Annotated in this window: 12 protein-coding genes; 8 read left to right on the forward strand and 4 right to left on the reverse strand. The window is 50.9% G+C overall.

Annotated elements, in window-relative coordinates; translation table 11 throughout:
* The first annotated feature begins 141 nt into the window (after window positions 1-141).
* Entirely contained in the window at window positions 142-2,265 is a 2,124-nt protein-coding gene (locus tag AC5JLP_RS24795; RefSeq protein ID WP_496070506.1) for a CapA family protein, read from the forward strand.
* A gap of 9 nt (window positions 2,266-2,274) precedes the next feature.
* Complete coding sequence (locus AC5JLP_RS24800) at window positions 2,275-3,144, forward strand: aldose epimerase family protein (RefSeq protein ID WP_496070507.1); 870 nt, start codon at window positions 2,275-2,277, stop codon at window positions 3,142-3,144.
* Here AC5JLP_RS24800 and AC5JLP_RS24805 read toward each other — a convergent pair.
* Window positions 3,141-3,881 carry an HAD family hydrolase gene (locus tag AC5JLP_RS24805; RefSeq protein WP_496070508.1) on the reverse strand — a complete coding sequence of 247 codons (741 nt, stop codon included), beginning with the start codon at window positions 3,879-3,881 and terminating at the stop codon, window positions 3,141-3,143. The genes AC5JLP_RS24800 and AC5JLP_RS24805 overlap by 4 nt on opposite strands.
* Window positions 3,882-4,069: 188 nt before the next feature.
* On the opposite strand from AC5JLP_RS24805, the gene AC5JLP_RS24810 reads away from it, so the two are divergent.
* Window positions 4,070-4,459: a hypothetical protein gene (locus AC5JLP_RS24810; RefSeq protein WP_496070509.1), complete on the forward strand. Its 390-nt coding sequence runs from the start codon at window positions 4,070-4,072 to the stop codon at window positions 4,457-4,459.
* 134 nt (window positions 4,460-4,593) lie between these two features.
* Here AC5JLP_RS24810 and AC5JLP_RS24815 read toward each other — a convergent pair whose 3' ends face one another.
* Window positions 4,594-5,598, reverse strand: a complete 1,005-nt coding sequence (locus AC5JLP_RS24815) for a glycosyltransferase family 2 protein (protein ID WP_496070510.1) — start codon at window positions 5,596-5,598, stop codon at window positions 4,594-4,596.
* Window positions 5,599-6,014: 416 nt separating this feature from the next.
* Here AC5JLP_RS24815 and AC5JLP_RS24820 point away from each other — a divergent pair, with 416 nt between their 5' ends.
* Complete coding sequence (locus AC5JLP_RS24820; RefSeq protein ID WP_496070511.1) at window positions 6,015-7,661, forward strand: cyclic peptide export ABC transporter; 1,647 nt, start codon at window positions 6,015-6,017, stop codon at window positions 7,659-7,661.
* A gap of 368 nt (window positions 7,662-8,029) precedes the next feature.
* Window positions 8,030-9,175: a glycosyltransferase gene (locus tag AC5JLP_RS24825; protein ID WP_496070512.1), complete on the forward strand. Its 1,146-nt coding sequence runs from the start codon at window positions 8,030-8,032 to the stop codon at window positions 9,173-9,175.
* 37 nt (window positions 9,176-9,212) lie between these two features.
* Here the strand turns inward: AC5JLP_RS24825 and hemL are convergent, their stop codons facing one another.
* Entirely contained in the window at window positions 9,213-10,511 is a 1,299-nt protein-coding gene (hemL, locus tag AC5JLP_RS24830) for a glutamate-1-semialdehyde 2,1-aminomutase (RefSeq protein ID WP_496070513.1), read from the reverse strand.
* Between the two features lie 131 nt (window positions 10,512-10,642).
* Between hemL and AC5JLP_RS24835 the strand changes: the two genes are divergently transcribed.
* A complete protein-coding gene (locus AC5JLP_RS24835) occupies window positions 10,643-10,834 on the forward strand; it encodes a ChaB family protein (protein WP_496070514.1) in 192 nt (63 codons plus the stop codon).
* 192 nt (window positions 10,835-11,026) lie between these two features.
* Here the strand turns inward: AC5JLP_RS24835 and hslO are convergent, their stop codons facing one another.
* Window positions 11,027-11,932, reverse strand: a complete 906-nt coding sequence (hslO, locus tag AC5JLP_RS24840) for an Hsp33 family molecular chaperone HslO (RefSeq protein WP_496070515.1) — start codon at window positions 11,930-11,932, stop codon at window positions 11,027-11,029.
* Window positions 11,933-12,173: 241 nt separating this feature from the next.
* Here hslO and AC5JLP_RS24845 point away from each other — a divergent pair, with 241 nt between their 5' ends.
* Window positions 12,174-12,557 (forward strand): hypothetical protein, encoded by a 384-nt coding sequence (locus AC5JLP_RS24845; RefSeq protein ID WP_496070516.1) that lies wholly within the window; start codon window positions 12,174-12,176, stop codon window positions 12,555-12,557.
* Window positions 12,558-12,606: 49 nt separating this feature from the next.
* On the forward strand, window positions 12,607-13,089 hold the full coding sequence (locus tag AC5JLP_RS24850) for a thioredoxin domain-containing protein (RefSeq protein ID WP_496070517.1): 483 nt from the start codon (window positions 12,607-12,609) through the stop codon (window positions 13,087-13,089).
* The last annotated feature ends 55 nt before the right edge of the window (window positions 13,090-13,144 follow it).

Raw genomic sequence — 13,144 nt, forward strand, 5'->3', positions numbered from 1 at the left:
AGGCGATTTGACGGTAATGATGTGCTGAAAACTGAAGATTATAGAGTATTAATGAACTAATGGTTACGGTTGTTTGGGCAAGATAGGGACAAACTGCCGTTAGCCGAGGTGTGATGCGGCTGAGAGTGAGGTTGGAGATTCATGGTCTATACAGATAATTTGCGCCATCCATCGCTGGTGGAACTGGCGCGGGCAGGAAACTTTCAAGCGATCGCACATTGGCTAAACGATGTGTTGATGCCGCACGGTATCCGCGCACACGTCGGTGGTATCCGTCCGGGTTGCTTAAAGGTGCTGATTGAACTGCCGCTATCATCAGCGCAGCAAAATCTGACGGAAGCAGACCGTAGCCAGTTGATCCGCTTTATCTGCCATCGCATCTGGAAGCTGAATTCTGCTCAAATTGAAGGCATTCGTATTGCTGGCAAGCTCATGCAGGAGCAAGCCGTGCTTTGGGAGCAAAGTGTGCGAGTGATTTCGCCAGCGCGCCGTGCCAGAAAGCAGCGATCGCACCAACTCCGCACTCAGTTGCGTCAAGCCGCACAGCAGCGATCGCAGCTTAAAACCATGCGCTCATTGCTGATTAGCGGCCCACCGATTTTTGCATTTGTGTTTGGCTGTGTGCTGGGCTTCTCGAAAGCACCGTCTGAGCAAACAAATGCGATCGCCTCGTCTTCACTCCCCAAAGCGCCTCCTAGCCCCAGTCCCTCGCTTCGCCCTGATACAGTTCAAGCCGCATTGGAAACGGTGCCAGTAGTCAAGCACGATCAGGTGCCTGACCCCAACGACCCCACGGTGACACTGGCATTTGCGGGTGATGTCACGCTATCCGACCATTTTGCAGACGCGATCGGGCAGGACTATGAGCGCACCTTCGCCAATATGGATGCCTATCGCAAAGCAGATCTGGGCATGGTGAACCTGGAAAATTCAATGACACGCGCAACAACCCCGCTTCCCGATAAAAAATTTAACTTCAAAGCTAATCCAGATGCGGTGAAAGTGTTGACCAGCGGCGGTATCAGTTTAGTGAACCTGGCGAATAACCATGCGATGGATTATCAGGAGCCAGGACTATTGGAAACACTAGAAACGCTGGACAAAGCGGGTATTGAGCGCGTTGGCGCAGGGCGAGACGTGAAAGAAGCGCGTCGTCCCGAAATTATTGATGTAAAAGGTCAGCGAGTTGCTTATTTTGGGTATTACGGAGCTGATTTTGAGAGTGCTGGCGAAAATAGAGCAGGCACGAATTATGCAGATGAACAGCGGATTGCCGAAGATATTAAAGCGGTTCGTAGTCAGGTTGATTGGGTGATTGTGAACTATCACTGGGGCGAAGAACTGGCGACCCACCCCGCAGACTGGCAGGTGAATCTAGCTCACTATACGATCGACCAGGGCGCAGATGTGGTGGTAGGGCACCACCCGCATGTCTTGCAGGGTGCTGAAATCTATAAAGGTCGCCCGATCGCCTACTCGATGGGCAATTTCATCTTTGGTGGCAACCCACGCAGTGACTATGACACTGCGATTTTGAAGGTTGCCCTTAAAGATAGGCAGATGAAAGTGGAATTTGTGCCAGTGGAAGTGCGAGGCTATCAGCCAAGAGTCGCTAGCGAGCGTAGCGCCCAAATTCTGAACCAGATTGCTGATCTTTCCAGTGGGTTTCAGGAGCCGATGCGATCGCCCGTCGCTTTGGATGCACGTCCCACCGCGTCAGCGACGACCGCCATTACACCTACCGAGCAGCCCTCGACTCAGCCTTCTAGCATCACTACCAGCCCAACGGAGATGCCTATAGCGCCACAGCCATCTGAGTCTGCCAGCCCAGTGCCTGAAGCCCAGGAGGGAACGCGATCGACGCCTTCTCAAAAACAGAAGAAATCCGGCTTCGCCAACCCGACTGATTCATTCATCACGTCGCCTAGCCGGACACCCCTTGATGCCGTTCAGCCCAACACACCTCTCCAAGGCGTGAGTCCCTCGTCCGACTCAATGGTTCCTGCCACAGAACCGACTCAGCCGGAAGCGGCCCCTGTCGATAGTGCTCCAACCGAGCATTCCGCTCGCCCAAGCGGCACTATGTTGAGTTCTGCATCAACTAGTAGCCAACCGTCAGCAGCGATCAATGTCTCTCACTCGAAGGCAAACGTGCAGCCATCGCCGAACGGGCATTCTAAGCGCAAAACGGACTGGGCCGCTTCAGAGCGGGTGGGTGCAGACCTGATTCCCGATGTGTCATTATTGGCAGCGATGGCATGGTGAGGTAACTGAATGTTTGCGATCGCGGTTGAACAAGGTCAGTACAAAACGTATACGCTCTTAAACCAGGCAACCAACACATCGCTACAAATTATTCCAGAGCGGGGCGGCATCGTCACTCGCTGGCGTGTGCAGGGACAGGAGATTTTCTACCTGGACGAAGCGCGTTTGACTGATCCAACGCTCACGGTGCGGGGTGGCATACCGATTCTGTTTCCCATCTGTGGCAATCTGCCAGAGAATACCTACACTTACAACGGGCAGTCCTATACGCTGAAGCAGCACGGCTTTGCCCGCGAGTTGCCCTGGGAGGTGGTGGATCAGGCGACGGACGATCGCGGGAGCTTAACTCTCTCGCTCACCAGCAATGACCAGACTCGCGCCGTTTATCCCTTTGACTTTCGGCTTCTCTTTACCTATACGCTGGATGGCAACAAACTTATCGTTCATCAACAGTATGAAAATCATTCGGATGTGGCTATGCCGTTCAGCGCTGGCTTTCACCCTTATTTTTCAGTTTTAGACAAAACACAGTTAGAGGTGGATATTCCAGCCACTCACCTGTTAGACCAACCCACAAAAGTCATACGCCCCTTCAATGGAATTTTTGACTTTGAGCAAGACGAAATCGACGTAGCGTTTACCGAGCTATCCAGCCAAACTGCCAGAGTGACTGATCGTGCTCAAGACTTGCGGCTAACCCTGACTCAAAATGATGAGTTTTCTATCATGGTCTTCTGGACGGTCAAGGGCAAACCGTTCTATTGCCTGGAACCCTGGACAGCCGGGCGCAATGCGATGAATACGGGCGATCGGCTCATACATCTAGCGCCAGGTGCTAGTTTAGAAACGACCTTTACTTTGGCAGTAGAAACGGTCTAGAGGCTGTTCACAGTCACGCCTAACCAATGCCGCAGTTTGGGGGCGGCAAAGTTGGGGACGACTAGTGTAGCTCCCAACGAGTAAAGCGTTTGAGGGTTGTGGGTTGAGGCAATGCCGACAGTGGGAATACCTGCGCTGACAGCCGATCGAATCCCTGATGGTGAATCCTCAAAGGCGATCGCCTGCTCTGGTGTCAGGTTAAATATTTTGAGCGCATGAGTATAGGGAGCCGGATCGGGCTTCCCAATACCAAGCTCATCGGCAATGACAACCTGGTCAAAAGTCGTTTCTAGATGCAGTGCCTTCAGAACGTGATAAACATTTTCAGTTGGCGCATTGGTTACAACGCCCTGCTTTATGCCCTGTGTGATTGCCCATTGAAGTATCTCTCCCAGCCCTGCTAGCGGTGTAAGGTGAGGAGCCTGTTCCCGAAAACTTGCTTCTTTTTGGGCAATAAATTGCTCCTGTTCAGTAGATGACAGATGCGGTAGCAGGTCTTGCACAATCGCCGGGTTTAACCGTCCACTGATTTTCGTTTGATAGAAGGGTTCATCAATCTCTAGTCCAACTGCTTGTAACATGGCTTGCCAGACTTGAAAATGCACCGGATCTGTATTGACTAAGGTGCCATCCAAATCGTAGAGAATTGCGGCTAGATTGGTGCTGTTTACGGGCGTGGAAAGCTCGTTTAAGCGCGGTAGAGTCATAGAGCGATCGCAAAGAAATGGTTCACTCAACCTAGCATCTCTAAGTTCTGACAGAGTGTCATAGCAGACTCATCGCACTCTCACTTAAATGGATTATCTTTGAGAAAATGATGAGTTGTTTACGTAAATTGCTTGGGCACACTTGATTTGGGTTACGACATTCAGGCACATAAAATTCAGGCACATAGAGAATTCAGGCACATAAAGGAGCCACGCTGATGAAAGACTTGCTGGTTGGTGCGCTGTTGACAATCACCACGATCGTCACCCAGGGAACGATCGTTCATGCTCAAACCTTAACGCCTAATGCTGCAAAGCCTGCGAGTAAGCAAAGCGCACCATTGGTGACTCAGCCTGCCACTCTTAAACCAATTTCTGTTGATGCTGGTCGTTCTGCAAAGCCCTACACGACTGACCAACTCAACAGCATTTTGGGCACCATGCAAGCAAACCCCCAACCGACTACGCCTGCACCTAAAAATTCGATCGAATCGCTTATCCAGCGCTTCTCAGTCTCTACGCCAAAGCGAACGACGACCATTGACCCGATCGATTTCTTCAAGCCTCCAGCCTTAGATGGCGGCGTTAAGATACCGATTCAGCAGTAGAAGGTAGGGGACAAGGGATGAGGGAGGTGAGAGGAGTCAGAATTAACCTCAACCCTCTTTTAACTTCTGACTGTAAATTCAAAACTCAAAACTCAAAACCTTCCCTTGCCCCCTGTGCTCCCCCTGCCCGTCTTCTATTCCTGCCCTTCAAGAATGCGGTTATAGGTGTTGAGCAAATAATCTGGACGGCGGGTTGTGATGAGGTAGCCAACAAAAATTAGCAAGACGGAGATGGTTGCTACTGGTACAGCAAACGGAAAGTAAAGCAAGTGGCGGCGATCGTACTTCACCATTTTGCGGATGCGATCGAAAAAGATCTCCACCTTGCCCTTAAAGCTGGTGGTGGGATCGCGATCCCTTGCAGTAGACACTGTTGGGATGCTTTTCTGATATGGGATTGATAGCTGCTGTTGCCAGTAGTAATCGTGCCCAATCAGCAGAAAGCGCCAGAAAAAGTGAGATAGGTCGCTGGGCGGGGCATGGGTCGCTCTTGCTTGCGGTTGCCGCCAGATGGTATAGCCTTGTTGCTGTAGCCCCTTGGCATGGATGACGCAGTTGCCACGATAGAGCGGTAGCGCCGTTGGAATGGGCTGCTTCAGCAGAATCTCGCGCCGAAACGCAACATTATTCAAAAAATACTGAGCCACAGGAGCTAGGGCTGACTCTCCCGAATACTGCGGAAAAATATACGTTAGCGCCATCGCAGTGCCGTAGAACCCAACTCCACGAGTCGTCGTCTCGCCTGCCACGATCTGGATTGTACGCGCTGCTGCAAACGGCTGTAGGAGCAAGCGTAACCAGTGTGATTCGTAGGTGCAATCTGAATCGCAGTAGACGACAATTTCTCCAGTCACCAGCGCGGCTCCGAGCATTTTTGCTTTGTAATAGCCAGTTTCAGGGGGAGCCTGGTGTACTTTCAGCCAGGGGTAGCGATCGCACAAGGCGGTTAACAATGGGGTCGGTGTGTTGCCACTATCCACAATCAAGACTTCGTTTGCCGCTGTTAATGAAAGATCTTGCTGTGCCAGCGATGCCAAAGACTGCGCCAAACCATCTAAATCAGCATTGGCTAAATTTTCGGTCTCTAGCACTAAAGAAAAACTCGGTGGCTTTTCGGTTGAGGGCACGACCGAAGACATTGGCGACTCCTGTTGAGGGTGAGGGAGAACGGTTTCTTGAGGACGAAAATGCAGCCAATGAAATCTTTACACTGCGATCGCCGAGGCTCAAAATCTCTCTGTCTTCCATTCTTGACCCTAAGGTGACACGATAATATGACTAAGTGCTTCTAAGTGTAAAGTGCTTTTTGTCTCTCTGCGCTGCTGAGGCAGAGTTTGCTGCTAAGTAGGTGTAGAGAGATGGGTTTAGCTACTAAAGCGACTGAAAGCCAAAAGCAGATTGCATTTTGAATCAAAACCTCGGAGATTTAAGTGACTACATTTGGTTACGATACTAGATTCTCGTAAAAACCTCCGAGGTTTGCGTAAGCCCTCACCCTAAAAAAGCGACTAACCGTTAACCCTCTCTGATTAATTTCGCTGTCTCTACCTGGTGCATGAGTTTAGTTGTTTTTCTATTACGTTCTTCCTGGTGGATGGTGACGATCGCCATCTTAACGGGCTTTTTAAGCGGTGGTAGCACAGCGAGTTTGATTGCGCTGATCAGCCGATCGCTCGGTCAAGGGTCGTTTCAGTCACTGACCGCGATCGCCTGGGTGTTTGTAGGCTTAGCGCTGATTGCCCTAGTGACCAGCGTAATTTCGCAACTGATGTTGATTCAGTTAGCGCAAGATGCTGTGTTTCAACTGCGGCTAAGCCTCAGCCGTCAACTGCTTGCATCTGAACTGGCCCATTTAGAAAAATTGGGCGCACCGCGCATTCTTGCGACGTTAACCGATGATGTGCAAGCCGTAACCGATGCCGTGCGGCTGGTGCCTTTTCTTTGCATTGATCTCGCCACGGTTGCAGGGTGTTTGGTTTACATTGCGTGGCTTTCTTGGCAAGTTTTTTTCCTGGTTGTAGGGTTGACGATCGCGGCGCTCAGCAGTTGCACCTGGTTGTTAAGACGAGGCAAGAGACTGCTGGCGCGTGCCCGCGAAGAGCAGGATCATCTGTTTCGGCATTTTCGTACCGTTACAGAAGGCACCAAGGAACTGAAATTGCATTACTGGCGGCGACAGGCTTTTCTACAAGAAGACTTGCAGCCAACGGCAGCCGCCTTTCGCCGCTTTAGCGTGCGCGGATTGACGATGTTTGCCATGACCGCTAGCTGGGGCAAGCTCATCTTTTTCTTTGCGGTCGGGTTTGTGCTGTTTGCGCTGCCCAAATTCATGACGCTGAACCCTCAAACTGTTTCAGGGTACGTGCTGACGTTCACCTATCTCATGCTGCCGATGGATCGGTTGGTGAACCAGTTGCCAACCTTGAGTCGCGCTGGCATCGCTCTCGATAAAATTGATTCGCTGGGCTTATCCCTTGCCAGCCGGGCAGAGGCGCTTACCGTGCCACAGCCTGTTCGCCAACACTGGAAAACGTTAACGCTGAAAAGGGTTACGTATACCTATCAGACCGATCAAGAGGATGCTTACTTTGTGCTGGGGCCGATCAACCTGACCCTACATCAAGGTGAAATCGTCTTTATTGTGGGCGGCAACGGCAGTGGCAAATCGACGCTAGCAAAGCTCATTACAGGGCTGTACCGACCCGAAGGTGGTGAGGTTTACCTGGAGGAACAGGTCATTGATGCCGAGCATCAGGAGTGGTATCGTCAGCATTTTTCAGTCGTCTTTGCCGATTTCTATTTGTTCGATCGCTTATTGGGTTTAGATCAGACCGATCTGGATGCACAGGCACAGCGCTATCTCAAACGTTTACGCCTCGATCACAAAGTCAAGGTTGTTGAGGGTAAGCTTTCGACAACGGCCCTGTCTCAAGGTCAGCGCAAGCGACTGACGTTACTCACCGCCTATTTGGAGAACCGTCCGCTTTATGTATTTGACGAATGGGCGGCAGATCAAGACCCAACGTTTAAAGACCTGTTTTATCGAGAGTTTTTGCCCCAATTGCGACAACAAGGAAAAACAGTGCTGGTGATCAGCCACGATGACCACTACTTTCACTTGGGCGATCGAGTTCTAAAACTGAACTATGGGCAGATTGAATCCTTTCAAGACCATGAGTCACGATTAAATGCACTAGACTAAACCAGCACGATGAGGCAACGTTTTGTCTGCCCTTCTTGTGGTGAACTTTTGCAGCCGTAAACCTTCAGAAAAGATGGCATAGCTGATGTAGTCAAACGTGTGTACAAGCGGTATTGTTTGTGTCAAAAGGGTTTTTGATGACACGCTGCTTTGTACCGTCTACCTTTTAAAGTGTCTAGACGTTTATTCTTTCAACCAAGCATAAGCCGCTGTTCTTTCGATGCTGTTTCTTAAATGGGCCGTGACCTTTGAATGGATGACCTATTTGAACGGGTGTAACCTGAGCTAAATAGCGCTCTCACTCACTTGCTTTACATCCTCTTAAGCTGACCCAGATCCCTGCTGATTGCGTTAAACGCCAAGGAACGATGATTACGCTTCTGGAATTTTTGCTTGTCTTTTTAATCGGCAGCTCGATCGCCTTCTATCTCACGTGTGCTGTCTTTACTCACCAGTTCTTTGTGCCCACTGCCAGCGCTGCTAGCACTCCACAGACAGTCAAGCCGCCTGTTTCAATCCTTGTTCCTGTCTGCGGACTGGATGCGGGGGCATGGGATAACTGGTCATCGTTTTGCCTGCAAGCCTATCCCACGTATGAAGTCTTGTTTGGGGTAACAGATCCACAAGATCCAGCGATCCCGATATTAAAGCAGGTGGTTGAAACCTACGCCGATCGCGCACGTTTGTTCTACGGACTTAAGCCACGCGGCATTAACTACAAAGACAGTAATCTCAGTTATTTGTTAGAAGAATCCCGTCACGAATTGATTATCTTTGCTGATAGCGATATTCGCGTTCATGCAAACTATATTCAAACTGTCACGACTCCCTTAGCAGATGAAAAAGTGGGATTAGTGACCTGTGCCTTTATTGGCTATCACCCTCAATCATTAGGGGCTGCGATCGCATCGTTTGGTCGTTGCTTTGACTTTATTCCTAGTCTGCTGATTGCCCGTACGCTCGATCGAGGCTTGCGATGTGCGGTTGGAGCAACGATCGCGACCCGCAAAGCAACGCTGGCTAGTTTTGGCGGGCTGCACTTTAACCGCATTGGTTCTGACTATAATCTGGGTAAACGAGCCGCTCAAGCAGGCTACCGCATTGAACTGTCCCGCTACGTGCTGGAATCTGACACCGGGCATGAAGGCATCGCCCAGGTCTTTCGGCGAGAACTCCGTTGGGCAAGAACGATCCGGTTCAATCGTGGTGCCCAGTATTACAGCATGGTGTTTTGCTACGGCACGGTCTACTGTTTGCCGCTGCTTGTGCTAGCAGGCTTTGCGAATTGGGCGATCGCGCTCAGCTTAGCCACTTTTGTAGTCCGCTATGCTCAAGTGTGGATAGCCATTTCGAGCATGAAGTGTCCGCGCCTAACTATATGGCTCTGGGCATTGCCACTGCGGGATGCGTTAAATCTTTTCGTCTGGTTGATGGGTGCGTTTGGTCAGGGTGTCTATTGGCGTGGACGGCAACTGAGAGTCGAGGGTGATGGTCTCATTACCCAATTAGAGTAGGGACACCAGGTGTAACGCGCCCCTACTCCAATAATTTCTAGAGACTTGACAGTACCGCTCTAGCAGCCTCTAACGTGTAATCAACGTCTTCATCGGTATGCGCTAGCGATGTAAAGCCTGCTTCAAACTGAGACGGCGCTAAATAAATACCGCGCTCTAGCATGCCACGGTGGAAGCGGCTGAACTTATTCAGGTCGGACTGCTTCGCATCTTCGTAATTGTGCACCGGGCCTTCTGTGAAGAAAAAGCCGAACATTCCGCTGATTTGTCCACCGCAGGCCGCATGTCCTGTTTCGTTAGCGATATCTAACAGTCCTGTTGCTAGACGCTTTGTCAGGCGATCGAGTTGATCGTAGGTACCTGGCTGGCGCAGTAGCTCTAGTGTTTTGATGCCTGCCGTCATTGCCAGCGGATTTCCCGATAAGGTACCTGCCTGATACATTGGGCCAGCAGGGGCAACCATTGCCATAATGTCTCGTCGTCCGCCGTAGGCACCGACGGGTAGGCCACCGCCAATGATCTTACCGAGGGTCGTCAGGTCTGGCGTAATGCCAAATTTTTCCTGAGCGCCACCATAGGCAATGCGGAAGCCCGTCATGACTTCATCAAACACCAGGAGGGCATCATGTTCACGGGCAATTTCCTGTAGCCCTGGTAGAAAGCCCGCATCGGGTGGAATAAAGCCAGCATTGCCCACGATCGGTTCTAAAATGACTCCTGCGATCGCGCCGGGGTTGGCTTCAAACAGGGCTTTAACCGCTTCAAGGTTATTAAAAGGAGCCGTAAGCGTATTGTCGGTAGTCGATTTCGGCACGCCAGGGGAGTCCGGCAATCCCAGCGTTGCAACGCCCGATCCGGCTTTGACCAGAAACATATCGGCATGCCCGTGATAGCACCCTTCAAATTTGATAATCTTCTCCCGCCCAGTGAAGGCACGCATCAGGCGTAGTACCGACATGCAGGCTTCAGTGCCAGAATTGACAAAGCGCACCATTTCAATGCTAGGCACCGCATCGATGACCATTTCTGCCAGAACATTTTCCAGGCTGGAGGGAGCACCAAAGCTAGTACCTTTCTCAAGAGCATCGTGTAGGGCTTTCAGCACAGCAGGATGAGCATGACCGCAAATCGCAGGCCCCCAAGTGCCGATGTAGTCGATGTAGCGGTTGCCATCTACATCCCAAGCGTAGGCCCCCTTAACATGGTCAAACACGATCGGTTGCCCCCCAACCGACTTAAAGGCACGCACAGGAGAACTGACGCCTCCTGGCATGAGCTTTTGAGCGGCGGCAAAAATTTCTTCTGACTTAGTTGTATTCAAGCTGCTAGTAATCAAAGTGATCTCCTTAACGTTCGCTGGACTGAGTTCTCCACTTTAAGGACAGGATTCAGTCTAAAGATAGTGTGCAATTTTTTGCGACGAATTATCATGCCATTATCCCATTTGCTAAGTACGGGGTAATCGTCATGTCTTACGTATCGAATCAAGAGTTGCCTAGTGGTGTTCGCGATCGTCTCTCAGAAGCATCGCAAAACCTCTACCGGGTTGCGTTCAACTGCGCTATTCAATGGTACGGCGAGGAAGCAAAAGCGCACAAGATTGCCTGGAACGCAGTGAGAAATCAGACCTTTAGTTTGAATAGTGCCATTCTCAACTGACATCTTCCTTCACGGTAGCTAACATTCGAGCTAAATTTTGCCTGCGGCTAGGGCACGTCATCAATTACGCTCAGAAACCTGAGATATCGGCATCATCACGACCGTCCTAACAAACGAGACTAGGGGCTGGAACCTTGCTGCAAGCCATATGTATGAGTCATTGATGACAGCCCCTCGTTTGCCGAAGGTAGATTAGCCCTGTGACGATTCTGCTTGACGATCGTCAATGATTTGAGCGAGTTCGTCGCTGCTGGCCCGATAAACGTTGCCGCAGAAGTCACAAATGGCTTCTGCACCGTTATCTTTGTCGATCATGTCCTGTAGCTCAGTCGTGCTGAACAGTTTGAGTGCACCAAGAGCGCGATCGAATGAGCAGCGGCAGTGAAACCGTACAAGCTGCACTTCTGGCAAAATCTCTAGCCCTAGATCACCCAGAAGTTGCTCGAAAATGTCGGTCAGCGTTTTGCCCTCTTGCAATAATGGGGTAAACCCTGAGAGCGACGAAATCCGGGTTTCCAACAGTTCGACCAGAGCTTCGTCGCTGGCTGCTTTGGGCAGGACTTGAATCAGCAACCCGCCGGATGCCGTGACGCCATTTCCTTCAACAAATACTCCCACGACGAGCGCTGAGGGTGTTTGTTCAGATGTGACTAGATAGTGCGTTAAATCATCGCCAATTTCACCTGAAACCAGTTCAACGGTGCTGGAGTAGGGGTAGCCATAGCCGACATCCCGCACAACGTAAACATATCCCTCCTGTCCGACCGCGCCACCAACATCCAGCTTCCCTTTCGCGTTGGGAGGCAGTTCAACCCCAGGCTTATCTACGTAGCCGCGTACTGTACCATCCAAGCCAGCATCGACCAAAATGCCACCTAGAGGGCCGTTGCCCCGAATACGAATGTTGACTCTCGACTCGGCCCGCTTCATGCTTGAGGCAAGGAGTAGCCCAGCAGTCATAGTGCGCCCTAAGGCGGCAGTGGCAACATAGGAAAGATTGTGCCGACGTCTTGCCTCTTCGGTGAGGCGGGTGGTAATGGCTCCTACGGCTCGAATTCCTCCCCCGGCTGCGGTTGCGCGAATGAGCTGATCAGCCATGAAAATTCCTTACGTTTCTTAATAGTCCTCTTCACCTATTCTAAGATGCTGGAGGCTAAACAATTAGAGGTCAATAGGTGGAAAGTCAGGATCGGTCGATCGCGACTGATTAAGCTGCGATCGAGGGCAGGGCGATATAGCCGATTTCAACGGTTTTGTCCCTCTGAAATGTATATGCAAAGGTTCGCTTTCACGATGTTTGGCATACTAAAGGAGTTCTTTCTGCGATCGCCCCTTCCCTATGCTTGGTACCTTTCAGCAAAGTAGCCTCCGAATTGAAGTAGACGCGTCGGAGCAGGCGTTACGGCAGAGCTTGACGGACTCAGTTAAATTGCAGCAGTGGTTGTCGCCTTTGCGCTTAGACCGGGGGTTGACTGAACAACTTCAACCAGGGGTAACGTTTACCACTTGGGTCGGGCCGATCTCGATTCATCAAGTGGTCGAACAGGTAGAGACAAATTGTCTGCGGCTACTTTTGAGTAAAGGTATTGATGGCTTTCATGAATGGTATTGGGGCGATGGCTGGGTGCAATCTCGCTTAGAAGGTATCTCGCTTTTGCCGCTCAATCTGGGTCAGACGGCTAGTCTACTGCGGCTGCGACAGTTTCTTTTACAGTCACGATAGAGTTAGATTACGTCCGTTGAAGTGAGTGTTAAGAGTCGAGGCTTCTTTTATGAAATTAGTTTATGCGATTGGAATTGCGGTCGCCTTAGCTGGCGCAGGGGTAGGACTTGCAATCGGTATCGCGCCATCAAGAATAAACGATGATGCTCGTATGGGCATGCAAGCTCAAGAGACCCCGATCGCGCAAGTTAGCGCTCAAGCCAACGCAACGGCTCCTCCCGTAACGACGTCCTCCAGTGCTGCCGCGATCGCGCTGGCAAAACACCTCAAGAGCATAGGAGCCAAAATGTATGGGGCTTATTGGTGTCCTCACTGCCACGAGCAACTCCAGCTTTTTGGCAAAAAGGCAGTGGCTCAACTGCCCTATGTCGAATGTGCTGAAGGCGGCAAAAATGCTCGACCTGCTCTCTGCAAAGCCGCAAAGATCGAAGGCTATCCAACCTGGAAAATCAAGGGTAAGACCTACGAGGGAACACAGGATTTATTAGATCTTGCCAATGTGTCTGGTTATAAGGGAGCACGTAATTTCTAGCCCACACGTCTAGTGCAAGGCGGGACAGGTAATTGCCCAAAGATTGATTGGTCAG

It is taken from the genome of Stenomitos rutilans (assembly GCF_059505485.1).

What these genes read in the sequence shown, in the direction of transcription:
- AC5JLP_RS24795 (WP_496070506.1), top strand. Translation starts at nt 142, where the DNA reads ATGGTCTATACAGATAATTTGCGCCATCCATCGCTGGTGGAACTGGCG.
- AC5JLP_RS24800 (WP_496070507.1), top strand. Translation starts at nt 2,275, where the DNA reads ATGTTTGCGATCGCGGTTGAACAAGGTCAGTACAAAACGTATACGCTC.
- AC5JLP_RS24810 (WP_496070509.1), top strand. Translation starts at nt 4,070, where the DNA reads ATGAAAGACTTGCTGGTTGGTGCGCTGTTGACAATCACCACGATCGTC.
- AC5JLP_RS24815 (WP_496070510.1), bottom strand. Translation starts at nt 5,598, where the DNA reads ATGTCTTCGGTCGTGCCCTCAACCGAAAAGCCACCGAGTTTTTCTTTA.
- AC5JLP_RS24820 (WP_496070511.1), top strand. Translation starts at nt 6,015, where the DNA reads ATGAGTTTAGTTGTTTTTCTATTACGTTCTTCCTGGTGGATGGTGACG.
- AC5JLP_RS24825 (WP_496070512.1), top strand. Translation starts at nt 8,030, where the DNA reads ATGATTACGCTTCTGGAATTTTTGCTTGTCTTTTTAATCGGCAGCTCG.
- AC5JLP_RS24835 (WP_496070514.1), top strand. Translation starts at nt 10,643, where the DNA reads ATGTCTTACGTATCGAATCAAGAGTTGCCTAGTGGTGTTCGCGATCGT.
- hslO (WP_496070515.1), bottom strand. Translation starts at nt 11,932, where the DNA reads ATGGCTGATCAGCTCATTCGCGCAACCGCAGCCGGGGGAGGAATTCGA.
- AC5JLP_RS24845 (WP_496070516.1), top strand. Translation starts at nt 12,174, where the DNA reads ATGCTTGGTACCTTTCAGCAAAGTAGCCTCCGAATTGAAGTAGACGCG.
- AC5JLP_RS24850 (WP_496070517.1), top strand. Translation starts at nt 12,607, where the DNA reads ATGAAATTAGTTTATGCGATTGGAATTGCGGTCGCCTTAGCTGGCGCA.